The sequence below is a fragment of the Bradyrhizobium elkanii WSM2783 genome (assembly GCF_000472865.1).
GTDB lineage: Bacteria > Pseudomonadota > Alphaproteobacteria > Rhizobiales > Xanthobacteraceae > Bradyrhizobium > Bradyrhizobium elkanii_A.
In genome coordinates this window covers 79,364-101,503 of the sequence record NZ_AXAP01000030.1, presented here as the reverse complement: position 1 = coordinate 101,503, position 22,140 = coordinate 79,364, and the positions used below count along the sequence as shown (strand labels likewise).

17 protein-coding genes are annotated in these 22,140 nt (G+C 64.3%); 12 read left to right on the top strand and 5 right to left on the bottom strand.

All coding sequences use genetic code 11. The features are described 5' to 3' along the window. Both YY7_RS0124845 and YY7_RS0124840 read right to left on the bottom strand, forming a co-directional pair. Window positions 1-1,090, bottom strand: a 1,090-nt coding sequence (locus tag YY7_RS0124845) for a transposase (protein ID WP_028165613.1), incomplete at its 3' end; no start/stop codon positions are given. Between the two features lie 246 nt (window positions 1,091-1,336). After that, the gene (locus YY7_RS0124840; RefSeq protein ID WP_028165612.1) at window positions 1,337-3,538 is read right to left on the bottom strand and encodes a lytic transglycosylase domain-containing protein; all 2,202 of its coding nucleotides are present in this window, start codon (window positions 3,536-3,538) and stop codon (window positions 1,337-1,339) included. 817 nt (window positions 3,539-4,355) lie between these two features. Here YY7_RS0124840 and ilvD point away from each other — a divergent pair. Together ilvD and YY7_RS0124830 are read left to right on the top strand one after the other, a co-directional pair. Beyond that, a complete protein-coding gene (gene ilvD / locus YY7_RS0124835; RefSeq protein WP_028165611.1) occupies window positions 4,356-6,080 on the top strand; it encodes a dihydroxy-acid dehydratase in 1,725 nt (574 codons plus the stop codon). After that, window positions 6,067-6,906, top strand: a complete 840-nt coding sequence (locus YY7_RS0124830) for a tetratricopeptide repeat protein (protein ID WP_028165610.1) — start codon at window positions 6,067-6,069, stop codon at window positions 6,904-6,906. The genes ilvD and YY7_RS0124830 overlap by 14 nt, the downstream gene beginning before the upstream one ends. A gap of 189 nt (window positions 6,907-7,095) precedes the next feature. Here YY7_RS0124830 and xth read toward each other — a convergent pair whose 3' ends face one another. Further along, entirely contained in the window at window positions 7,096-7,893 is a 798-nt protein-coding gene (gene xth, locus YY7_RS0124825; RefSeq protein WP_028165609.1) for an exodeoxyribonuclease III, read from the bottom strand. A gap of 16 nt (window positions 7,894-7,909) precedes the next feature. Beyond that, entirely contained in the window at window positions 7,910-8,416 is a 507-nt protein-coding gene (locus YY7_RS0124820) for a GNAT family N-acetyltransferase (protein WP_210164706.1), read from the bottom strand. Between the two features lie 202 nt (window positions 8,417-8,618). On the opposite strand from YY7_RS0124820, the gene YY7_RS0124815 reads away from it, so the two are divergent. Genes YY7_RS0124815 through YY7_RS0124805 form a run of 3 tightly spaced genes read left to right on the top strand, consistent with a single transcriptional unit; the run spans window position 8,619 to window position 13,723 of the window. Continuing rightward, window positions 8,619-9,752, top strand: a complete 1,134-nt coding sequence (locus tag YY7_RS0124815; RefSeq protein ID WP_028165607.1) for an efflux RND transporter periplasmic adaptor subunit — start codon at window positions 8,619-8,621, stop codon at window positions 9,750-9,752. A gap of 3 nt (window positions 9,753-9,755) precedes the next feature. After that, window positions 9,756-12,878 carry an efflux RND transporter permease subunit gene (locus YY7_RS0124810; protein WP_028165606.1) on the top strand — a complete coding sequence of 1,041 codons (3,123 nt, stop codon included), beginning with the start codon at window positions 9,756-9,758 and terminating at the stop codon, window positions 12,876-12,878. Window positions 12,879-12,880: 2 nt separating this feature from the next. Then, a complete protein-coding gene (locus YY7_RS0124805; protein ID WP_063623397.1) occupies window positions 12,881-13,723 on the top strand; it encodes an amidohydrolase family protein in 843 nt (280 codons plus the stop codon). A 112-nt stretch (window positions 13,724-13,835) separates the two neighbouring features. On the opposite strand, the gene erpA is transcribed toward YY7_RS0124805, so the two are convergent. Continuing rightward, entirely contained in the window at window positions 13,836-14,165 is a 330-nt protein-coding gene (gene erpA, locus YY7_RS0124800; RefSeq protein WP_028165604.1) for an iron-sulfur cluster insertion protein ErpA, read from the bottom strand. 139 nt (window positions 14,166-14,304) lie between these two features. Between erpA and YY7_RS0124795 the strand changes: the two genes are divergently transcribed. The 7 genes from YY7_RS0124795 to YY7_RS0124765 all read left to right on the top strand — a co-directional run bounded on the left by YY7_RS0124795 (window position 14,305) and on the right by YY7_RS0124765 (window position 22,111). Further along, the gene (locus YY7_RS0124795; RefSeq protein ID WP_028165603.1) at window positions 14,305-15,516 is read left to right on the top strand and encodes a deoxyguanosinetriphosphate triphosphohydrolase; all 1,212 of its coding nucleotides are present in this window, start codon (window positions 14,305-14,307) and stop codon (window positions 15,514-15,516) included. A gap of 9 nt (window positions 15,517-15,525) precedes the next feature. Further along, complete coding sequence (argS, locus tag YY7_RS0124790) at window positions 15,526-17,322, top strand: arginine--tRNA ligase (protein ID WP_028165602.1); 1,797 nt, start codon at window positions 15,526-15,528, stop codon at window positions 17,320-17,322. Between the two features lie 117 nt (window positions 17,323-17,439). Next, a complete protein-coding gene (locus YY7_RS0124785) occupies window positions 17,440-18,972 on the top strand; it encodes an SPOR domain-containing protein (RefSeq protein ID WP_028165601.1) in 1,533 nt (510 codons plus the stop codon). Between the two features lie 46 nt (window positions 18,973-19,018). Beyond that, window positions 19,019-20,041, top strand: coding sequence for a beta-N-acetylhexosaminidase (nagZ, locus tag YY7_RS0124780; protein ID WP_028165600.1), 1,023 nt, complete (start codon window positions 19,019-19,021; stop codon window positions 20,039-20,041). Next, entirely contained in the window at window positions 20,038-20,868 is an 831-nt protein-coding gene (locus tag YY7_RS0124775; RefSeq protein WP_028165599.1) for a segregation and condensation protein A, read from the top strand. The genes nagZ and YY7_RS0124775 overlap by 4 nt, the downstream gene beginning before the upstream one ends. A 21-nt stretch (window positions 20,869-20,889) precedes the next feature. Further along, window positions 20,890-21,717, top strand: coding sequence for an SMC-Scp complex subunit ScpB (gene scpB / locus YY7_RS52615; protein ID WP_051396879.1), 828 nt, complete (start codon window positions 20,890-20,892; stop codon window positions 21,715-21,717). Window positions 21,718-21,874: 157 nt separating this feature from the next. Beyond that, window positions 21,875-22,111, top strand: a complete 237-nt coding sequence (locus tag YY7_RS0124765) for a twin-arginine translocase TatA/TatE family subunit (protein WP_028165598.1) — start codon at window positions 21,875-21,877, stop codon at window positions 22,109-22,111. The last annotated feature ends 29 nt before the right edge of the window (window positions 22,112-22,140 follow it).

Genomic DNA, 22,140 nt, shown 5'->3' with positions numbered 1-22,140 from the left:
CGCGCAGTCGGTAGAATGCCTTACCGTCCTCGCTCTGCATGCGTTCACGCCAATCCGCGACGCCGACACCGTCACCCTGCTTCGGCGCATAAGGGTCCGTGCCGTGCTTGGTTTGCCCCGCCGGGCACCACAGCTTGATATCTTTGGCGTGGGCCCACTCGATGTCGTCGTTCTTGGTGAAGCCGCCGTCGACCANATAGTTGGAGGGCTCATAGCCTTCAGCGTGCACCGTCTCGATCCCCGGTTGCGCCAGGCCGCGATCCGAGCCGCTGGTGTCGATGTCGACCGCAACGATCACCTGGTGTTCCGGCGTCGATATAATCTGCATGTTATAAGCCGGGCGCCACCCACCATCGGCCATCTTCATCACCCGCGCGTCGGTATCGGTGGTCGAAGCGCGCGGCTCCTTCTGCTTGGCCACCTGTTTCTTGTTGGTCTTCTCGCGCCGTTCCCGCTCGGCCTCCAGGTCCTTCATGCGCGCCTGCGCCGCCGCGATCCGCGCCTCGCGCTCGCGGGCGCCACGCTCCTTGGCCGCGCGCTGGCGACGGTCGCCAGCCGCCGGATCCGTCTCGACTTCAGCGCGCAGGCGCAAGCCATCCTGCGCCAACGTGTCGAGCGACACCAAGCCAGCTTCCACCATCGACGCGACGCCCTGCGCCAGAAGCCGCTCCAGAACTGCCATATGCGCGACCCGGAAGTTCGACAGGCTGTGATAGTTCATCGACACCCCGCCGCATAACCAGCGATAGACCAGATGATCGCGGCACAGCCGATCCAGTTGGCGGGCGCTGCCCACCCCATCGACCGTGGCCCACAGCCAAAGCGCCAACATCAGTTCCGGCGCTGCTGGCGGATGTCCAGGCTGACCCTCGCGCGCCTTGATGACCTCGTGCAGCGCCGACACATCGAGCCCCTCGACGAATGCCCAAACTGAGCGGACCGGATGATCCTCCGAAATCAGATCGTCCAATGCCGCCACCTGCATGCCGATCTGACTGCGTTCCGGCACCCGCAGCCGCAGCGCACCGCGCCCCTCGGCCTGCGGTCTTTCCTGCTTCGGTAATCCCTCGAACAGTTGCTCGTCAGCCATCGTCAGCCCCTGCCTCGCGCGCAATGCAATCGAATCACAGCACCGCCGCGGTGGCAAATGCTCATTGCCTAAAGATTCCCACGCTCTGAGGAGCCTGCGAAGCAGGCGTCTCGAAGGATGGCCGCGGGCGAGATCGGGGCCTCATGGTTCGAGACGCGCGGAGCCTGTCATCGGGCCGCGCCTTGCCCGGACCCGTTGGCGCTCCTCACCATGAGGGGCTGGTACAGTGCGAGCCCCGCAAGGGAATCACTGCGCCGCGCCTGCCGGTGCGGTCGCTGCGGCGTTTGTTTCCTGCGTAACCACGCGCTGATCGGTCTTCGTTGCCACCGCCGTGCCGCTGCCGAAGCGCGCGCGGTAGACCAGCAAGTTCTCCATCACGCGCTGCACATAGTTGCGCGTCTCGGAGATCGGAATGCGCTCGACCCAATCGACCGGATCCACATTCGGATCGCGCGGGTCGCCATAGGCTTTCACCCAATCGCGCACGCGACCGCGGCCGGCGTTGTAGCCGGCGAACGTCATGACGTGACAACCCTTGTAATCCGCGAGCAGGGCGCTGAGTTCGGCCGCGCCCATCTGGGTGTTGTAGACGGGATCGGAAACCATCCGGTCCCAATCATAGGTCACGCCGAAGCGCTTGGCGGTGTCACGGCCGGCTTCGGGCGTCACCTGCATCAGGCCGACGGCATTGGCCGGCGACTTGTCGCGCTGGTCGAACGCGCTCTCGGTGCGCGCCACCGAATAGATTACGCTGCGCTCGACCTCGGGCGCGACCTGAGTGTGGTTGGGGATCCCGATGGTTGGGAAGGCATAGCGCTCGAGCGCAAGGCCGCGCCCGAGCGCCGATTTGCCGAGTTGCAGCATGGCGGCCGCGTCGTTGCGACGGGCCGTAAGCTCGCCGAGCGCGTTAAGCGTGGCGACGTCGGTGCTCTGCTCGCCGAGATCGGTGGCGAAATACAGCGCCACGTCGCGTTCGCCAATCTGGTAGAGCATATCGGCGGCGCGTACGCGCTCGTCTGCAGCCGCCATATCGTCGGAGGCAGGGGCCGGCGAGGGCGTCCGCAGCTCGATTGCGTCCAGACCCAGCCTGGCGCGCGCGAGCTGTCCGTAATAGGCGGTCGGGTAGCGCGCGGCGGCCTCAAAGCTGGCGCGCATCGCATCCTTTTCTCCAAGCGCTTCGGCGGCGCGTCCGCGCCAGTAATTGGCGCGCGCCAGCACGATCGGATTGGCCGCGCCTTCGTCGATGCGCGCGAAGTGCGTCGCCGCCGTCACGGGATCGTTGAGATAGCGCAAGGCGATCCAGCCGCACGTGGAGTGGAAATCAGCGCGGTAATATTCGTTGGCCGGCAGCGCGGCGGCGGCGACAACCTGGTATGCGGTCTGGAACTTGCCCTGATCGAGCAGCTTGCGGGCCAGCGAGCGCCGCTCGCGCCACCATTGATCGGTGTCCTGCAGCGCCATGGCCTCGGGCGCGGCCGATAGCACCAGGTCCGCCGCGTCATCAACACGGTTCTCGCCGAGCAGCCACTGCAGGCGGCAAAGCGTGTAGCCGAGATCCTTGCGGGCCTCGGTTGCGACATCATTGAGCTGGTCGAGCGCCTTGCTCGATTTCGCGGCCACCGCGCCGCACGCCTTCACGATCGCAAGCTCGTCGCTGCCGAGCCGCTGTGCCGCACGCTTGGCGCCGGCAAGATCCTTGGCGCCGATCCGCTTGTCCATGCGCGCGCGGTGATCCTCGCGGGTGAGGAGATCACCGAACACCTCGTACGCGTCGCCTTCCAGCCGATCCGACAATTCCTCCGAGCGCCAGGCGTCGCTCACCAGACGCGCAGCACCATCGCGGTCGCCTTCGGTCAGGAGCACACGCGCCAGCGCGAATTTGCCCTTGGAGCTGGTGGGCCGATCGCGGGTGAAGCGATGAACCGTGGCCGCATCGCTGCGCTCCTGCCACAGCCGCCCCTCGGCCTTGCGGCGCAATAGCGCCATGCTCGGCCAATCCGGATTGGCGGCCATGAACGCCGCATACCGGCTGAAATTCGCCGTCGTCTCCGTGTGGCGCAGGATGTACCATTCGACCAGCTTCTGGCCCGCCGGGTCGGTGATCTTGTCTCTGGTGGCGGTCGCCTCTTCCGTCTTCGCCTTGCGCGCCAGATCGATCCCGTCTTTCACCAGCGCGAGATCGCCCGACAGTGCCGGCGTCGGCGCAGCAGCTTCCTTCGCAGATGCATCCTTCGATTGCTTCGACTTGCGGCGCGCATCGGCATGCTTGCCACGTCCGCGTTTTCCGCCTGCGGCGTCACGCTGGTTGCGCGCCTTCGACGCCTTCGCGTCGCTCGTCTTCTTGATGTGCGCTTGCTTGTGGCTCGAGCGCGCCGTCGCATCCGTCGAGAACAGCGCGAGCACAGCCACCGTGAGGAGACAAGACAGCGAACGTAAGCACTGGTTCATTCCATGGTCCCCCTGCGAACCATTAGACAAACCAAGTCGCAAACCGTGCGGCTTGAGTGACGTAAGGTTATCACAGCGTCGATTCACAACTGTCGCGCTCAGGCCACAGAGCGCAAAAAACGCTGAAGTGAATGGAACTCTAACCGCGGTTGAATTGCGGATTGATCGAGATGGAACTTCGCATCTGCCAATGGTCGCGTTTGTCGTATGATGTTTCCCACCGAACAGACGCGAACGGCGCGAACTCAGCCGATAATCTTGGCCAAAGAGAGGTGAAGCGAGGTGTAACCTCGGGCACATCGCCTCGCGAGAACGGGACCTCGCATCCTCTTCGCTATTCGAAATTTCAATCTAATCCGGCCTCTCGTCCGCCCGCTCGACCAGAGACTGATAGTCACCGGGCTTGCTGATCTGGAAGGCGGCGGCGACCGGCTAGCGTCACGTCAACCTCTGGTAGTTATGAACAGCCCCTTTCCGAGAGTGACCACGGAGCGAGAATCGCAGCGTGAGTCGAGCGGAGCGAAACCGCCTTCGCGATGACGGTCTTCCGTGTTGGGTTTTCGCGCGCCCTAAAAACGCCTGCTAGGCGCCCGGAACCCGTCCAAATGGTTGCTAAGGGGCAACGTTTGTTGCGATGAGGCAACAGTTCTCTAAGATTTAACCGTTTAATTGGCCGGGTCTTGCACCCGCCGCTTTTTAGCCACACCCCTGCATGAAATGATGCTTTGTAAGGCTAAAGCCACGGCACTCGCGAAGCGATGGGATGATCACCATTTCCCGGGTCAAGGCAGAGATGGCTAGGGAAACTGGGTTCGCGATGGACGCCAAGACCAAGCTCAAGAACAGACTGCCAAGCCGCCACGTGACGGAGGGTCCCGAGCGCGCCCCGCATCGTTCGTATCTCTATGCCATGGGGCTCACCACCGAGCAGATCCACCAGCCGTTCGTCGGCGTGGCCACCTGCTGGAACGAAGCCGCGCCGTGCAACATCTCGCTGATGCGCCAGGCCCAGGCGGTGAAGAAGGGCGTGGCCTCCGCCGGCGGCACCCCGCGCGAATTCTGCACCATCACCGTCACCGACGGCATCGCCATGGGCCATGACGGCATGCGCTCGTCGCTGCCATCTAGGGAATGCATCGCCGACTCGGTTGAGCTGACCGTGCGCGGTCACTCCTACGACGCCTTGGTTGGCCTCGCCGGCTGCGACAAGTCGCTGCCGGGCATGATGATGGCGATGGTCCGCCTCAACGTGCCCTCGATCTTCATCTACGGCGGCTCGATTCTTCCAGGCAATTTCCGCGGCCAGCAGGTCACCGTCCAGGACATGTTCGAAGCCGTCGGCAAGCACTCGGTCGGCGCCATGTCGGATGCCGATCTCGACGAGATCGAGCGTGTGGCCTGTCCGTCGGCCGGTGCCTGCGGCGCCCAGTTTACCGCCAACACCATGGCGACCGTGTCGGAAGCGATCGGGCTCGCACTCCCGTATTCTGCCGGGGCGCCGGCGCCTTACGAGATCCGCGACGCGTTCTGCGCCGCCGCCGGCGAGAAGATCATGGAGCTGGTCGCCAAGAACATCCGGCCGCGCGACATCATCACCCGTAAATCCCTGGAGAACGCCGCGGCCGTGGTCGCGGCCTCCGGTGGCTCGACCAATGCCGGCCTGCATCTGCCGGCGATCGCCAATGAATGCGGCATCAAGTTCGATCTGTTCGACGTGGCGGAAATCTTCAAAAAGACTCCGTACGTCGCGGATTTGAAGCCGGGCGGCCGTTATGTTGCCAAAGACATGTTTGAAGCTGGCGGCATTCCGCTGCTGATGAAGACGCTGCTCGATAACGGATACCTGCACGGCGATTGCCTGACCGTGACGGGCCGAACGATCGCCGAAAACCTCAAAAGCGTGAAATGGAATCCGCATCAGGACGTGGTCCGTCCGGCGGACAAGCCGATCACCGTCACCGGCGGTGTCGTCGGCTTGAAGGGTAATCTTGCGCCGGAAGGAGCGATCGTGAAGGTCGCGGGCATGTCGAACTTGAAGTTTACCGGGCCTGCCCGTTGCTTCGACCGCGAGGAGGACGCCTTCGAGGCGGTCCAGAAGCGGACCTATAAGGAAGGCGAGGTCATCGTCATCCGCTATGAGGGACCGAAGGGCGGTCCCGGCATGCGGGAAATGCTGGCAACGACGGCAGCGCTGACCGGGCAGGGCATGGGCGGCAAGATCGCGCTGATCACCGACGGCCGGTTCTCGGGCGCCACGAGAGGCTTCTGCATCGGTCATGTCGGACCGGAAGCCGCCATCGGCGGACCGATCGCGCTGTTGCAGGACGGCGACATCATCGAGATCGACGCGGTGGCCGGGACTCTTAACGTAAAGTTGAGCACCGCCGAACTCGCCGAACGCAAGACCAAATGGGCTCCTCGCGCGACTAACCACACATCTGGTGCGCTGTGGAAGTATGCCCAGCAGGTCGGGCCTGCGGTGGATGGCGCGGTCACCCATCCAGGTGGCGCGCACGAGAAACAGTGTTATGCGGACATTTGAGCGTACGATTATTGCGTTGATTTTAGGGGCCATTCCGGTGGCGGGCCCCGGATTCGCGTTCGACGGCGCCCCGGTCAATCCGTCGGACGCCACGCTGCCGATGGTTTCCCCTCAGCCCAGCGCTGGGGGCGGATTGAAGCGGATCGCGGTTCCGCCGCCCACGGCGAATGCCGCCAATTCCACGAGTTCCTTCTCGTCGCTGCAATTTGCCGCAGAGGGCGGCCATCCCGTCGCCCAGTGGAAGCTCGGGCGGATGTACGCCGAGGGCGACGGTGTCGCCCAAGATGATTTGCGCGCCTTCGAATATTTCAGCCGCATCGCCAATGCGCATGCCGAAGATAGTCCCTCGGCGCCGCAGGCGACGATCGTGGCCCAGGCCTTCGTGGCGCTGGGGCGCTATTACCTCAACGGCATCCCGAACTCGAAGATCAAGGCGGACACCGACCGGGCGCGGGAGATGTTCTCCTATGCCGCGTCCTATTTCGGCAATGCCGACGCCCAGTATGACCTCGCCCGGCTCTATCTGAAGACGCCGGACGCCTCGCGGGAAGATTTCCGCTATGGCGCGCGCTGGCTCGGGCTTGCCGCCCAGAAGGGCCAGCACCAGGCCCAAGCGCTGCTCGGACAGATGCTGTTCAACGGCGACCGGCTGCCGCCGCAGCGGGCTCGCGGCCTGATGTGGCTGACGCTCGCCCGCGACAGCGCCGCTCCCGACGAGATGTGGATCAAGGAAAGCTATAACCGCGCGTTCGCCAAGGCCTCCGACGACGACCGCGCGATGGCGCTGCAGATGCTCGAGCACTGGGTGCAGGGCCGCCGCGACTAGGCCGAGAGACCGAGCCCCTGAGATGTATCCGTGCTCCTTCCCCCTAAAAGGGGGAAGGTTGGGATGGGGGTCTGCCGCGGGCGCAGGCATTCGTGGAGAGAGTGGATCCCCACCCGGTTAGCGCTGACGCGCGAACCGACCTCCCCTTTTCAAGGGGAGGTGAGCCGAAGCCGCAAGCGATTGTGGATTTTACGCAGCCTCGAAGTCGAGATCGGCCCACACCGGCACGTGGTCCGACGGTTTTTCCCAGGCGCGGACGTAGCTGTCGACCCCGACATGGGACAGCCGGTCGCTGGCTTGGGGCGACATCAAGAGGTGGTCGATCCGCAGGCCCCAGTTTTTCTGCCAAGCTCCGGCCTGATAGTCCCAGAACGTGTACTGGCCGGGCGCGTCGGTGACGGCGCGCAGCGCGTCGGTCAGGCCGAGGCCGAGCAGGGACTGGAACGCTTCGCGGGTGGTCGGACGGAATAGGGCGTCTTCCACCCAGGCCGGCGGGTTGTAGACGTCCGAGGCCGCCGGAATCACGTTGAAGTCGCCGGCAAGGATCAGCGGCTCTTCCGCTTTAAGTCGCTCCCGCGAGTAATCAAGAAGTCGCGACATCCATTTGAGCTTGTAGGGATATTTGTCGCTGTTCGCCGGGTTGCCATTGGGCAGATAGAGGCAGGCGATCCTGAGCACGCCATGCTTGTGGGTGACCACGCCTTCGAGGAAGCGTGCGTGCGCGTCTTCGTCATCGCCGGCGAGGCCCGACTTGGTCTCGTCGAACGGCAGCTTGGAGAGCAAGGCGACGCCGTTGAAGGTCTTCTGCCCATGCGTGACGACGTTATAGCCGAGCGATTCAATCTCCAGCCGCGGAAACGCTTCGTCGGTGCATTTGATTTCCTGCAGGCAGACGATGTCAGGGGAGCACTCCTTCAGCCAGGTGAGGAGAAGCTCGAGCCGCTGCCGGATCGAATTGACGTTCCAGGTGGCGATGCGAAGTCCCATTCGAAGTCCTCTATTTTTACGAGACCAAGCGTTTCCGCATCTCGATGTGCGGGATGCCGGCCTCCTCGAATTCCTCGCCGACCCGCTCGAACCCGACGCGCGTGTAGAACGGCTCGGCGTGTGTTTGCGCGTTAAGGATCAGTTCGGGATAGCCGAGTTCGACCGCCTTGGCCATCAGCGCGTCCAGCACTCGGGCGCCCATGCCCGTGCCGCGCGCCGCCTTGAGCACGGCCATGCGGCCGATATGGCCGTCGGGCAGCAGCCGGCCCGTGGCCACGGGTGTGCCGTCCTCGGCAAACGCCAGCGCGTGCCAGCTCGGCGCGTCCATATCGTCCCACTCCAGTGCCTCCGGTACGCCTTGCTCTTCGACAAAGACGCCGTAGCGGATGGCACGGGCGCGTTCGCGGGCTTCTTCCCAGGTGCAGACAAGGACGGAGGCGGACATGAGGCAGCGATACGGAAAGCTCATTGAAGAGGTGAAATGATACGGCCCGTTTGCCGCCCGCGGTGTCGCGGTCGCCATTCTGGCACATTGTCGAATCGCGACGGGGCGGTGGTGCGTGCCGTATCACCTAATAGTCGCAATTTCGGCCGTTGGCATACCATCAGCCGCTCGGCTGTGATAACCGTTTAAGAATTAATGGCGCAAAGTGCGCCGTCGAGGGGCAGGCAGGGGCAGGATTGGGTCGTCACGGCCGTTGTGGGCCGGCGGACGAGCAAAAGGTATGAAGAAACGTAATTTGATTCTCGTTGCAGGCGTCATCGGCATCGCTGCCGTGGCCGCCTACGCCACCCGCTCTTCGTGGCTCGCCGGTGGCGGCGCGAACGCGCAGGCGCCGCAGCGGCCGCGTGCGGTTTCGGTCGAACTCGCCAAGGCGGAGCGTCGGTCGGTGCCGGTCGATGTCGACGCCATCGGAACCGTGACGCCGATCGCCAGCGTGGCGCTGAAGTCACGGCTGGAGACCACGATCATTGGCGTGCATTTCGAGGACGGCGCCAAGGTCAATGAGGGCGACCTGCTGTTCACGCTCGACGCGCGGCAAATCGACGCCCAGATCGAGCAGGCGGAGGGCGTGCTGGCCAGGGACCAGGCTCAGTTCGAGGGCGCGCAGCGCGATCTGCGCCGCTACAACGATCTCGTCGCGAAGGGCGCGACCACCCAGGTCAATGTCGACAATGCCAAGACCCAGTCCGACATCCTGATCGGCACCATCAAGGCCGACCAGTCGGCACTGGAAAATTTGCGGGTCCAGAAAAGCTACACTGTCATCCGCGCGCCGTTCGCGGGCCGCATCAGCGCCGCCAATGTGAAGGTCGGCAATTTCGTGCGCCCCGCCGACACCCAGCCGCTCGCCACCATCAACCAGATGGCGCCGGTCTACGTCACATTTGCGATCCCGCAGCGCGTGCTGGTCGACCTCCGCGACGCGATGGCGAAAGGCGATTCCAAGGTGATCGCGACCGTCCCCGGGCACAAGCGCTCGGAAGATGGCAAGGTCGCGATGGTCGAGAACACCGTGGACTCGACGACGGGCATGGTGACCGTCCGCGGCATCATGGACAATGGAAACGAGACCCTGTGGCCGGGCATCCTGGTGCAGACCAAGCTGATCATCCGTAACGAGGATGCCGTGGTGGTTCCGACAGTCGCGGTCCAGCGCAGCCAGAACGGCAACTATGTCTTCGCCGTGAAGGACGGCGTGGCCAAGGTCATGCCGGTCAAGGTCGACCGCACCTTCGGCGGTTTCTCTGTCATCGCCGAGGGGCTCTCCGGCGGCGAAGATGTCGTCGTCGATGGCCAGCTTCTGTTGTCGGACGGTACGCGGGCCGAGCCGCGCGCCCGCAAGGCCGGGGCGTGAGCGATGTCACTGCCCGAACTTTGCATCCGGCGACCGGTGATGACGACGCTGATCACCGCGGCGATCATCGCCTTTGGCATTTTCGGCTTCCGCCTGTTGCCGGTCTCGGCGTTGCCGAAAGTGGATTTCCCGACCATTGCCGTGACCGCGACGCTGCCGGGCGCGAGCGCCGACACCATGGCGGCCTCGGTCGCCGGCATCATCGAGCGGCAGCTCTCGACCATTGCCGGCATCTCCTCGATGTCCTCGAACTCCTCGCAGGGCACGAGCGTCATCACCATCCAGTTCGACCTCAACCGCAACATCGACGCCGCGGCGCTCGACGTGCAGACCGCGCTGACGATCGCGCAGCGCCGGTTGCCGATCGAGATGACGACACCACCCAGCTTCCGCAAGGTGAACCCGGCGGACTTCCCGGTTCTCTTCATCTCGCTGAATTCGGCGACACTGCCACTCTCGACCGTCAACGAGTATGGCGACATCACCATCGGCCAGGCACTGTCGCAGCTTCCGGGCATCGCCCAGGTCCTGATCTATGGCGCGCAGAAATTCGCGATCCGGGTCCAGGCCGACCCCGTGGCAGCGGCGGCGCGCGGGGTGTCGCTCGAGGACATCAGGTCCGCGGTGTCGCGCGCCAATTCCTCGACCCCCGTCGGAACGCTGAACGGGCCGAAGCAGGACGTCGCGCTGCAGGCCTCCGGCCAGATGGACAAGGCGGCTGACTACCGCCAGATCTATGTCGCCTGGCGCAACGGTTCGCCGGTCAGACTCGACGAGATCGCAAAGGTCTATGACAGCGTCGAGAACGACAAGGTCGCGACCTGGCTGAACGACGAGCGCGCGATCGTGCTCGCGATCCAGAAGCAGCCCGACGCCAATACGGTCGCGGTGGTCGATTCCGTGCTGGCGAAGCTGCCGGCACTGCGGGCCTCGATCCCGCCTTCCGTGACCATGCAGGTGATGATGGACCGCTCGGTCTCGATCCGGCAGGCGGTCAGCGACGTCGAGGAAACCCTGCTGATCGCGATCGGGCTGGTCATCCTGGTGATCTTCCTGTTCCTGCGGTCGCTGTGGGCCACCTTCATTCCGGCGCTCGCGGTCCCGATCTCGCTGCTCGGCACCTTCGCCGCGATGTACGCGCTGGATTACTCCGTCAACAACATGACGCTGCTGGCGCTGACATTATCGGTCGGCTTTGTGGTCGACGACGCCATCGTGATGCTGGAAAACATCGTCCGCCACATCGAGCGCGGCATGCGACCGTTCGAGGCGGCACTGAAGGGCGCGCGCGAGATCGGCTTCACCATCATCTCGATCACCTTCTCGCTGATCGCCGTGTTCATCCCGGTGCTCCTGATGGGCGGCATCGTCGGCCGCGTATTCCGCGAATTCGCGGTGACGATCTCGGTCGCGATCATCGTGTCCGGGTTCGTCTCGCTGAGCTTGACGCCGATGCTGTGCGCGCGCGTGCTGCGGGCTCATGACGAGACCAAGCGCCCGAATGTCGTGCTGCGCGCGTTCGAGGCGATGTTCGATGCCTTGCTGCGGGCCTACGAATGGGCGCTCGACGGGGTGCTGGCGAAAAAGGCGCTGATGCTCGCCGTCACGTTGGCGACGCTCGCCGGCACCTTCTATCTCTACATGGTCGTGCCGAAGGGCTTCTTCCCGCAGGAGGACACCGGCTTCCTGATCGGCGTGACCGAGGCCGCAACCGACACCTCGTTCGAAGCGATGAAGGTGCGCCAGCAGGCGCTGGTCGACGTGCTTCGGACTGATCCCGCGGTCGATTACGTCAACTCGACCGTCGGTTCCGGCGGGCCCAACCCGACCGCGAATTACGGCCGCCTGTTCATCGCGCTGAAGCCGCAGAAGGAACGCGACAACGCTAGCGTCGTGATCGGGCGGCTGCGCCAGAAGGCCCGCGCCATCCCGGGCATGCAGGCGTTCTTCCAGAGCGTCCAGAACCTCAACATCGGCGGCCGCGTCTCCAAGAGCCAGTATCAATATGTGCTGCAGAGCGGCGATACCGAGTCGCTGTACCGGATCGCGCCCGACATGCGCGACAAGATCGAGAAGATCCCGGGCCTGCTCGACGTCACCACCGATCTCTACATCAAGAACCCACAGATGACGGTCGACATCGACCGCGAGAAGGCCGCGGTCTACGGCGTCACCGTCGATCAGGTGCGCAACCAGCTCTACAACGCCTACGGCGCGCGCCAAGTCGGCACCATCTACATGCCCTCCAATGACTACCAGATCATCCTGGAGGTGCAGCCGGAGTTCCGGGTCGATCCGTCCAATCTGTCCAAGCTCTACATGAAGACCGGGAGCGGCCAGACCATTCCGCTGGATGCGGTCGCAAGGCTGGTGCCATCGGTCGGGCCGTTGCAGATCAACCACCAGGGTCAGCAGCCGGCGGTGACGATCTCGTTCAACCTCGCGCCCGGCACTTCGCTCGGCTATGCGGTCGACCAGATCACGGCGCTGGAGCAGAGCTCGAACCTGCCGGCGACGATCGCGACCGGCTTCTCAGGCACCGCGCAGGTGTTCCAGGATTCGCTGCGCGGGCAGGGCGTCTTGATCCTCGCCGCGGTGTTCGCGGCTTTCGTGATCCTCGGCATTCTCTACGAGAGCTTCATCCATCCGATCACGATCATCTCCGGCCTGCCGTCGGCCGGTATCGGCGCGATCCTCACGCTGATGCTGTTCAACATGGAACTGTCGGTCATCGCGATGATCGGCATCGTGATGCTGGTCGGCATCGTCAAGAAGAACGCGATCATGATGGTCGACTTCGCGCTCGAGCGTCGTCGCGTCGGCTTGAGCGCCGAACACGCGATCCGCGAGGCCGCGCTCTTGCGTTTCCGCCCGATCATGATGACGACGTTTGCCGCGATCTTCGGCACGCTGCCGATCGCGCTCGGCGCGGGCGCGGGCGCCGAGTTGCGCCAGCCACTCGGCGTGGCCGTGGTCGGCGGACTCTGCGTCTCGCAACTGCTGACGCTGTTCATCACCCCGGTGATCTATATTTATCTCGACCGCATCGACCGTCGGCTGCGCCGCAAGCTCGAGCCGCAGGAGGAAGGTGGCGAGGATCGGCCGCACGTGGTGGCGGCGGAGTGACGATGCCTCCCCGTGCAATGTGGACGGCGGGATTTGCCGCCGTCGCGTGGCTCGCAACGATCGGCGCACCCACCCGCGCGGCCGAGCCGATCGAGATCTTCGACGCGCATCTGCACTACAATTGGGAGCCGACGCCCACCTACAAGCTCGATGAAGTGCTGGCGCTGTTCAGGAAGCACCGCATCACCGGCATCATCGCGACCAGCCGTCCCAATACCGGGACGCATGCGCTGGTCGATGCCAAGGCTGATGGCGTCGAGGTGGTGCCGTTCCTCCGGCCCTACCGCGTGCGTGCCGACATCCAGACCTGGTTCGGCGATCCGACGATCTTCGACCTCGTGCAGGAGGAGTTCAAGCGCGGCTATTATCGCGGTATCGGCGAATTTCATTTGTCCGGCAAAGCGGCCGATACCGAGTGGGTGAAGAAGACCGTCGATTTCGCCGTCGACCAGGATCTCTATTTGCACGCGCATGCCGATCAGCAAGCCGTGGAGATCCTGATGCGGCATAATCCGCGCGCCAAGATCATCTGGGCGCATACCGGCTTTGGCCTGCCGACCGATCGCGTCGCCGCCATGCTCGGCAAATATCCGAACCTGTGGGGCGAGCTGTCCTATCGCGGCGGTATCGTCGACGGGGCAGGGAAGCTGACGGCGGAATGGCGCGCGTTGTTCGAGCGCTACCCCGACCGCTTCCTGCTCGGCTCCGACACCTGGGTGCCGGAACGCTGGGCAAGCTACGGCGACATCATGGCCGGTTACCGCGCCTGGCTCGCTCAGCTACCGCCCGATATCGCCGCAAAGATCGCGCACGGCAATGCGCGGGCGCTGTTCGCCAGCCGCTAGAGCTTTCGGTTCTGATTGAATCAGAACCGAAAGCTCTAGATTCTAGTTTTGACGCGTTTTCTTCACGCGAACCGGTATCCACTTCGCTCGAAAACGCTCTCAGAACGAAAAATCAGATCGAGAAGCTGGTGCCGCAGCCGCAGGAGGCGGTCGCGTTCGGATTCACCACGCGGAACGATGCGCCGATCAGATCGTCGACAAAATCGACCTCGGACCCCGCCAGGAACGGCGCGGACGCCGAATCGACCAGCACCACCGCCTCTTCACGGGCGATCACGAGATCGTCTTCCGCCTTGGCGCGGTCGACGTCGAACTTGTACTGGAAGCCGGAGCAGCCGCCGCCTTCGACCGAAATCCGCAGCATCGCACCGTCACCCTCGCTCTTGAGGATTTGACCAATCCGATGGGCGGCCCGCTCGGTGATGGTGACGGAATCAGTCATGGCAAGCTCCGAAGCCTTGTTTGAGCATGATCTTTGCGGACCATGTTCGCAACGTCATACCCATTTCATTTGGTATCCCGCGCTCACCATAGTTAAGTGCGGACGGAAGCGGAATCAAATGGATAAGGACTAAAAAACCGTGTCGGTCGGAATGGCTGCCCCCCGCGCGCCTTATGCCTGCGACCCCGATCGCAGCCGCGGGCGGCTGTTCGCGGAGGCCCCGAGCAAGACCCGCAGCGCCTTCCGCCGGGATTGCGACCGCGTGATCCATTCCACCGCGTTCCGGCGGCTGAAGTACAAGACCCAGGTCTTCGTGTTCCACGAGGGCGACCACTACCGTACGCGGCTGACCCATTCGCTGGAAGTCGCGCAGATCGCGCGTGCGCTCGCCCGCCAACTCGGGCTGGACGAGGACCTGACGGAAACCTTGGCTCTGGCGCACGACCTCGGACACCCGCCGTTCGGCCATGCCGGCGAGCGGGCATTGGACAGGTGCCTGAAACCCCATGGCGGCTTCGATCACAATGCGCAGACGCTGCGCATGGTTACCGCGCTGGAGCACCGCTATCCGGAATTCGATGGGCTCAATCTGACCTGGGAATCGCTCGAGGGCATCGTCAAGCACAACGGCCCGCTGACCGAGCGCGACGGTGCGCCGGCCGGACGCTACCGCGAGACAGGCGGCATCCCCATCGGTATTTCCGAGTACAACAAGACCTACGACCTGGAGCTATGGAGCTTCGCCTCGCTCGAAGCCCAGGTCGCGGCCTTCGCCGACGACATCGCCTACGATGCCCACGACATCGATGACGGCCTGCGTGCGGGGCTGTTCAAGGTCGACGAGCTCAAGGTGATGCCGTTGACCGCCGAGATCATCGCGGAAATCGACCGGCACTATCCGGCTCTCGACGAAGTCCGGCGTGGCGCGGAACTGGTGCGTGAATTGATCTCGCATTTCATCAGCGCGGTCTTCGTGGAGGCGAGCCGGCGGCTCGAGGCTGCGCAGCCGCAATCCGCTCACGATGTGCGCCGTCACAATGGGCCGCTGATTGCGTTTCCGCCGGAAGTGGCCCAGGAGGAGGCGGAGATCAAGGCCTTCCTCTGGCAGCGAATGTACCGCCACCAGCGGGTGATGCGGGTGATGGACGAGGCCGAACAGATCGTATTCGACCTGTTCGCGCGCTACCGGCAGTCCCCGGGCGACCTGCCGCCCGAGTGGGTGGAGGGCAGGGAGGCGGAAACCGACGCGGAACGCGCCAGGCGGATCGGTAATTTCATTGCCGGGATGACCGACCGCTACGCCCTGATCGAGCATAACAGGCTTTTTGACTCGACCCCGGATTTGCGTTAGGCGGCGCCTATGGCCGACAAACCTGCTTCTCCGCACCTTTTTGCCGATGTGCTTGCGCGCGTGCACGCGATCTGTGCCGCGCTCGCGGCTGAGGACCAATGGCCCGAAGGCATCGATTTCTCGCGCGTTGTGGTCGAGCCGCCGCGCGAGGCCAGCCATGGCGACATGGCGACCAACGCCGCGATGGTGCTCGCCAAGGAAGCCAAGGCCAAGCCGCGCGATCTCGCCGAGAAGATCGCAGCCAAATTGCGCGCCGACGAGCTTGTGGCGTCCGTCGAGGTCGCCGGCCCCGGTTTCATCAACCTGACCCTCAAGCCGCACGTCTGGATCGGCGCGCTGCGCACGATCCTGCGCGAGGGGGTGGGCTTTGGCTACAGCGCGATAGGCGGTAACGAAAAGGTCAATGTCGAGTACGTCTCGGCCAACCCCACCGGACCGATGCATGTCGGCCATTGCCGTGGCGCGGTGTTCGGCGACGCGCTTTGCAGCCTGCTGCAGTTCGCAGGGTTCGACGTCACGCGCGAATATTACATCAACGACGCCGGTGCTCAGGTCGACGTCCTCGCACGCTCGGCCTATCTGCGCTACCGCGAGGCCCTCGGCGAGGACATCGGCGCGATCCCGGAAGGGCTTTATCCTGGCGACTATTTGAAGCCCGTGGGGCAGGCGCTTGCCAAGGAATACGGCGACAGACTGCTTTCGATGCGCGAGGCCGCCTGGCTGCCGGTCGTGCGCGACAAGGCGATCGCGATGATGATGGCCGAGATCAAGGACGATCTCGCCGCACTCAACATCAAGCATGACGTGTTCTTCTCCGAGCGCTCGCTGATCGACACCGGCAACAACAAGGTCGCCGAGACCATCGATTTCCTGCGTAACAAAGGCGACATCTACGAGGGACGTCTGCCGCCGCCGAAAGGCAAGCCGGTCGAGGACTACGAGGATCGCGAGCAGACGCTGTTTCGTGCCACCGCCTATGGCGACGATGTCGATCGGCCGCTGATCAAGTCGGACGGCTCCTACACCTATTTCGCGTCCGACATCGCCAATCATCGCAACAAGTTCGAGCGCGGCTTTCACAATCTGATCGATGTGTTCGGCGCCGATCATGGTGGCTACGTCAAGCGCATGCAGGCGGCGGTGAAGGCCGTGAGCGCGGGCAAGGCGGAACTCGACGTGAAGATCGTGCAGCTCGTCCGGCTGCTGCGTGACGGCGAGCCGGTGAAGATGTCGAAGCGCGCCGGCGAGTTCGTCACGCTGCGCGAAGTCGTCGACGAGGTCGGCTCGGACGCGGTGCGTTTCATGATGCTGTTCCGCAAGAACGATGCGGTGCTCGATTTCGATCTCGCCAAGGTGATAGAGCAGACCAAGGACAATGCCGTGTTCTACGTCCAGTACGGACACGCTCGCGGCCACTCGGTTTTCCGTAACGCGCGGCAGGAGGTATTACCCGACCTCCCGGACGAGGACAGCGCGCGGCGGGACTATCTTGCAGGGGCGGCGCTGGAGCGGCTGTCCGATCCAGCGGAACTCAGCCTTCTCAAGCAGTTGGCGCTCTATCCGCGCATGATCGAGGCAGCGGCCGTCGCACATGAGCCGCACCGGATCGCTTTTTATCTGTACGACTTGGCCAGCGAGTTCCACGCGCTGTGGAACAAAGGGGGCGATCTGCCCTATTTACGCTTCATTATGAATAATGATGCAGAGATCACAAGGGCGCGACTGGCAATGGTTCAGGGCGTCGTCTCGGTTCTGGCATCGGGTCTAGCTGTTCTAGGCGTCCACGCCCCAACCGAGATGCGGTAGCAGCAGGGGCGAAGCCTCTCGCGATGGGGATCGTGGGGGTACTTGGCAGGACCAACTCGTTCGCACCAGGAAGTTGCAGGCGACTTGGCGCTGTCCCGAAGGGGATGCAAGATCACGATGGCTGATCGATATCAAAACCGAACTTTTCCCGCCGACCTCGACTATGATCGCGGCAGCAATGCCGCGGGTCGGGCCGAAAGCGACCCGTTGGCCGAACTGGCGCGGCTGATCGGGCAGGCCGATCCGTTTGCCGCCAATCCGCCCAAGCCGCAGCCGGCGCCGCATCCTCTGCAGCCAGCGTCGCGTCCGCTGCAGTCGCGGGCCAATGTTCGCCCGCAGACCTATCAGCCGCAGGCTGAGGATGAGGAGGTGGACCTGCCGGCCAGCCCACCGCCCTGGATGCAGCGCGCTCGCCATGAGGTCGCGCCACCGCAGCAATATGCTGCGCCGTCGCGGGACTATGCTGGGCCGTCGGAGGACTACGAAGAGCCGGATCTTCACCCGAGCGCCGTGCACCCGGTGCACCGCTACACCGCGCAGCACGCCGCGGCGCCGATGCCGACGCCGGAATATCGCACGCCGGTGCCGGAATATCGCGAGGAGTTGCCGCTCGATGAGCCCGCGCAGCAGCTTGATCCGTCGCGCTACGACGATGCACTCTATGGCCAGATCGAAGCCGGCGGGCAGGATTTTCAGCGCGAAGCGGCGTATCCCGACGACCCCTACGCATATCAGAACGACGCTTACGAGGACGAGGAGCCTCCGCCGCGCAAGCGCTCCAGCGGGCTGATGACAGTTGGAGCCGTGCTCGCGCTCGCGGTGGTGGGCACGGGCGCAGCCTTTGCCTACCGGACGTATGTCGGCTCGCCCCGCAGTGGCGAACCGCCGATCATCAAGGCCGACAACAGTCCGACCAAGATCATGTCGCAGCCTGACGGTGCCGGCAAGGCGCCGGACCGCATCGCGTCCGGCGACGGCACGGAAAAGCTCATCTCGCGCGAGGAGACGCCGGTCGACGTCACCTCCAATACCGGTCCCCGCGTGGTGTTTCCGCCGTTGAACCAAAATGCCAACCCGCCGCCGGTGGCGAGCGTCGCTCCGTCGGCAGCTTCGCCGATGACCACGAGCGGCACGCTGCCGAACAATGAGCCGCGACGGATCCGGACGCTTTCGGTCAAGGGCGACGCGACAGATGCCGGCGTACCGGGATCGGCTCCGCCTCCGCCGGCCAAGCCCGCGCCTGTCACGCGGACGGCGTCTGCGAACCCGTCACACGGCAATCCGGCCTCCGCCAATGCGAGCGCCAACACGCCGATGTCGCTGGCGCCCGGCGCGCCTCAGCCCGATCCGGCGCCGACCCGGGTCGCTTCGACCAATCCGACGGCCACCGTAAGCAGCGGAGGGTACGTCGTTCAGGTCTCCTCGCAACGAAACGAGGCGGATGCGCAGTCCTCCTACAAGGCGCTGCAGGGCAAGTATCCAAGCGTGCTCGGCTCGCAGTCGCTGGTCGTGAAGCGCGTCGATCTCGGCGAGAAGGGTGTGTACTACCGGGCGTTTGCCGGTCCGTTCAGCTCCCTGGATCAGGCGACGCAGGTTTGCAGCAGCTTGAAGGCCGCCGGCGGGCCGCAGTGCCTCATCCAAAGGAATTAACGGCGGTTTCCTTGACGCTCAGGATACATGCGGCCTAATCGGCCGCATGGTAAACCGAGCATTCATCACCGGCGTATCCGGGTTTGAGCTGACCGATGCCGAGCGCGAGTTCATTCGCGCCGAGCGGCCATGGGGCTTCATCTTATTCAAACGGAACGTCGAAACTCCCGATCAAGTATCTGCACTTGTTCGTGAATGCCGCTCCGTCGCAGGTCAAGCCGACGCGCCGGTCCTGATCGACCAGGAGGGCGGCCGAGTGCAGCGGCTTGGACCGCCCCATTGGCCCGTTTATCCCGCTGGAGCGGCGTTTGGAGCGCTGTACGATCGCGATTCGCAGCTCGGGCTTGCCGCGGCGCGGCTCAGCGCGAGGCTGATTGCCGCCGATTTGGGCGCACTCGGGATCACCGTCGACTGCCTGCCGCTGGCAGATGTGCCGGTTGAAGGCGCCGACGCCGTGATCGGCAACCGCGCCTATGGAACCAATCCGGCCAAGGTGGCCGCCATCGCCCGCGCCGTTACCGACGGACTGGAGCAGGGTGGTATTTTACCGGTACTGAAACATATACCAGGTCATGGACGGGCCACGGCGGACACCCATTTCCGGCTGCCGACCGTTGATACGGCGAGGTCCGAGCTGGAGCGGACCGACTTTGCGGCGTTCCGGCCGCTTGCGGACCTGCCGATGGCGATGACTGCACATGTTGTGTTTAGCGCGCTGGACCCCGCCCAACCGGCGACGACTTCTGCGACAATCATCCAACAGGTGATTCGCGACGGTATCGGGTTCCAGGGTTTATTAATGAGTGATGACGTGTCGATGAACGCGCTCTCGGGATCGATCGCAGAGCGGACCCGGGCGATCATCAGCTCAGGCTGCGACATGGTCCTGCACTGCAACGGCAAGCTCGACGAGATGCGCGAAGTTGCGCGCGAGGCGCCGGAACTGACCGGCGAGGCGCTCGAGCGCGCCAAGCGCGCGCTGGCAGCACGGAAACCGCCGCTTCCGTTCGACCGGCTGGCGGCACGGGCCGAACTGGATGCCTTGATAGGACAAGTAGGTACGGCATGACCGCAGAAATTCTGTCGTTTGAGACCGGCCGGCCGGCTGAAGTCAGCGAGGACGAGCCGGCCCTGGTGGTCGACGTCGGCGGCTATGAGGGCCCGCTCGACCTCCTGCTGACGCTCGCGCGGCAACAAAAGGTCGATCTGGCCAAGATCTCGATCCTGGCGCTCGCCGACCAGTACCTGCAGTTCATCGAGGCGGCGCGGAAGATCCGGCTGGAGCTTGCCGCCGATTATCTGGTCATGGCGGCCTGGCTCGCCTACCTGAAATCACGACTGCTGTTGCCAGAGCCGCCGGCGGCGGAAGGGCCGAGCGCCGAGGAGATGGCGACCGCGCTCGCCAACCGGCTGCGGCGGCTTGAGGCGATTCGGGAAGCGGCGAACCGGCTGATGAACCGGCCGCAGTTCCAGCGCGATATCTTCCCGCGCGGCAATCCGGAGTCGATCGCCGAGATCAAGCATCCCAAGTTCACAGCGACGCTCTACGACCTGCTCACGGCCTACGCCACGCAGCGCCAGCAGCGGGTATTGGCCAGCGTACATCTGGCCAAGCGCACGGTGTGGTCGCTCTCCGAGGCGCGTGCCTCGCTGGAACGGCTGGTTGGTGCGGCCGATAGCGAGAACTGGAGCTGCCTCGACGAGTACCTGATGAACCACGTCGTCGAACCGTCGCAGCGGGCGACCGTGTTCGCGTCGAGTTTCGCTGCCGCGCTGGAATTGGTGCGGGAAGGCGAGATGGAACTGAACCAGAGCCGAGCGTTTGCGCCGCTCTATTTTCGTAAGCGTTTGCCGCAAGTGCCCGGTGCCACCGCGCCGGACCTTACGGCCGAGTAAGTGGAAGAAGGAGACCGAGCCATGGCAAGCCTGGCGGAAAAGCGCATGGAAGATGCCGAGGAGCACGTCACCGATCCGCAGGCGCGGCCCGAGGAGTTGCGGGTTCTGGAAGCCCTGCTGTTTGCCTCCGCCGAGCCGATCGACCAGGCCACCTTAGCCAAGCGCATGCCCGAGGGCGTCGACGTCAAGGCTGCGCTGGCGCAACTGCAGGCGGAATACGCCCCGCGCGGGGTCAATCTGGTGCGCGTTGCCAACAAATGGACCTTCCGCACCGCAGGCGATCTGGCCTGGCTGATGACGCGCGAGACCACAGAGACGAAAAAACTGTCGCGCGCGGCGATCGAGGTGCTGGCGATCGTTGCCTATCACCAGCCGGTGACCCGCGCCGAGATCGAGGAGATCCGTGGCGTGGTCACCTCCAAGGGCACGCTCGACGTGCTCCTGGAAACCGGTTGGATCCGCCCCCGCGGGCGCCGCAAGACGCCGGGACGGCCGCTCACCTTCGGCACGACGGAAGCGTTCCTCTCGCAGTTCAGCCTGGAGGCGCTCGGCGACCTGCCGGGTCTCGACGAACTGAAGGGAACCGGTCTCTTGGATTCGCGCCTGCCCTCCGGCTTCAATGTTCCGACGCCATCGGACGATCCGACGCTTCGTGAGGACGAGGATCCCCTCGAGCCCGGCGACAATCTGGAACTGTTCCTGGCGCCGGTTGCCGAGCCCGAGGAGGGCAGTGGCAAGGATTCGGACGCAGAGGGCGCCAGCAAGGATTCGGACTCAGAGGGCGCCGCCAAGGATTCGGATTCAGAGGGCGGTGGCGCTTCAGAGGATGATGGCAAGGAATCAGCCTAACCTCCGCAGCCGGAACGCCGTAGCTTAACGGTAGCAATATTGCGTAGCCGCGACAGCGATTTGCCGCGGCTTGAGTCCTTGTTTTTGACGCCCCGCGGGCCTACTTTCCGCTCGAAGCTTAGGCCGGTGCGCCGGTCGTCTTTGGAGGGTTTGCAGGATGGGTTCGCTTAGCATTTGGCACTGGATCGTGGTGATCGCAGTGGTCCTGCTGCTGTTTGGTCGCGGCAAGATTTCCGACCTGATGGGCGATGTCGCGCAGGGGATCAAGGCCTTCAAGAAGGGCATGCAGGACGATGACAAGACTGCAGAAAAGCCCGCCGAACCGGTGAAGACCATCGATCACAACGCGGCGCCATCGGCAGCGCGGTCGGACGTCGGCAGCAAGGCCGTCTAAGTTAGACGTCCCGTTGAGAAAAACCGCGC

Excerpts from the sequence above, each read along its gene's own strand:
- YY7_RS0124840 (WP_028165612.1), bottom strand. The coding sequence starts at position 3,538 with ATGAACCAGTGCTTACGTTCGCTGTCTTGTCTCCTCACGGTGGCTGTG.
- ilvD (WP_028165611.1), top strand. The coding sequence starts at position 4,356 with ATGGACGCCAAGACCAAGCTCAAGAACAGACTGCCAAGCCGCCACGTG.
- YY7_RS0124830 (WP_028165610.1), top strand. The coding sequence starts at position 6,067 with ATGCGGACATTTGAGCGTACGATTATTGCGTTGATTTTAGGGGCCATT.
- xth (WP_028165609.1), bottom strand. The coding sequence starts at position 7,893 with ATGGGACTTCGCATCGCCACCTGGAACGTCAATTCGATCCGGCAGCGG.
- YY7_RS0124820 (WP_210164706.1), bottom strand. The coding sequence starts at position 8,416 with ATGGCGACCGCGACACCGCGGGCGGCAAACGGGCCGTATCATTTCACC.
- YY7_RS0124815 (WP_028165607.1), top strand. The coding sequence starts at position 8,619 with ATGAAGAAACGTAATTTGATTCTCGTTGCAGGCGTCATCGGCATCGCT.
- YY7_RS0124810 (WP_028165606.1), top strand. The coding sequence starts at position 9,756 with ATGTCACTGCCCGAACTTTGCATCCGGCGACCGGTGATGACGACGCTG.
- YY7_RS0124805 (WP_063623397.1), top strand. The coding sequence starts at position 12,881 with ATGCCTCCCCGTGCAATGTGGACGGCGGGATTTGCCGCCGTCGCGTGG.
- erpA (WP_028165604.1), bottom strand. The coding sequence starts at position 14,165 with ATGACTGATTCCGTCACCATCACCGAGCGGGCCGCCCATCGGATTGGT.
- argS (WP_028165602.1), top strand. The coding sequence starts at position 15,526 with ATGGCCGACAAACCTGCTTCTCCGCACCTTTTTGCCGATGTGCTTGCG.
- YY7_RS0124785 (WP_028165601.1), top strand. The coding sequence starts at position 17,440 with ATGGCTGATCGATATCAAAACCGAACTTTTCCCGCCGACCTCGACTAT.
- nagZ (WP_028165600.1), top strand. The coding sequence starts at position 19,019 with ATGGTAAACCGAGCATTCATCACCGGCGTATCCGGGTTTGAGCTGACC.
- YY7_RS0124775 (WP_028165599.1), top strand. The coding sequence starts at position 20,038 with ATGACCGCAGAAATTCTGTCGTTTGAGACCGGCCGGCCGGCTGAAGTC.
- scpB (WP_051396879.1), top strand. The coding sequence starts at position 20,890 with ATGGCAAGCCTGGCGGAAAAGCGCATGGAAGATGCCGAGGAGCACGTC.
- YY7_RS0124765 (WP_028165598.1), top strand. The coding sequence starts at position 21,875 with ATGGGTTCGCTTAGCATTTGGCACTGGATCGTGGTGATCGCAGTGGTC.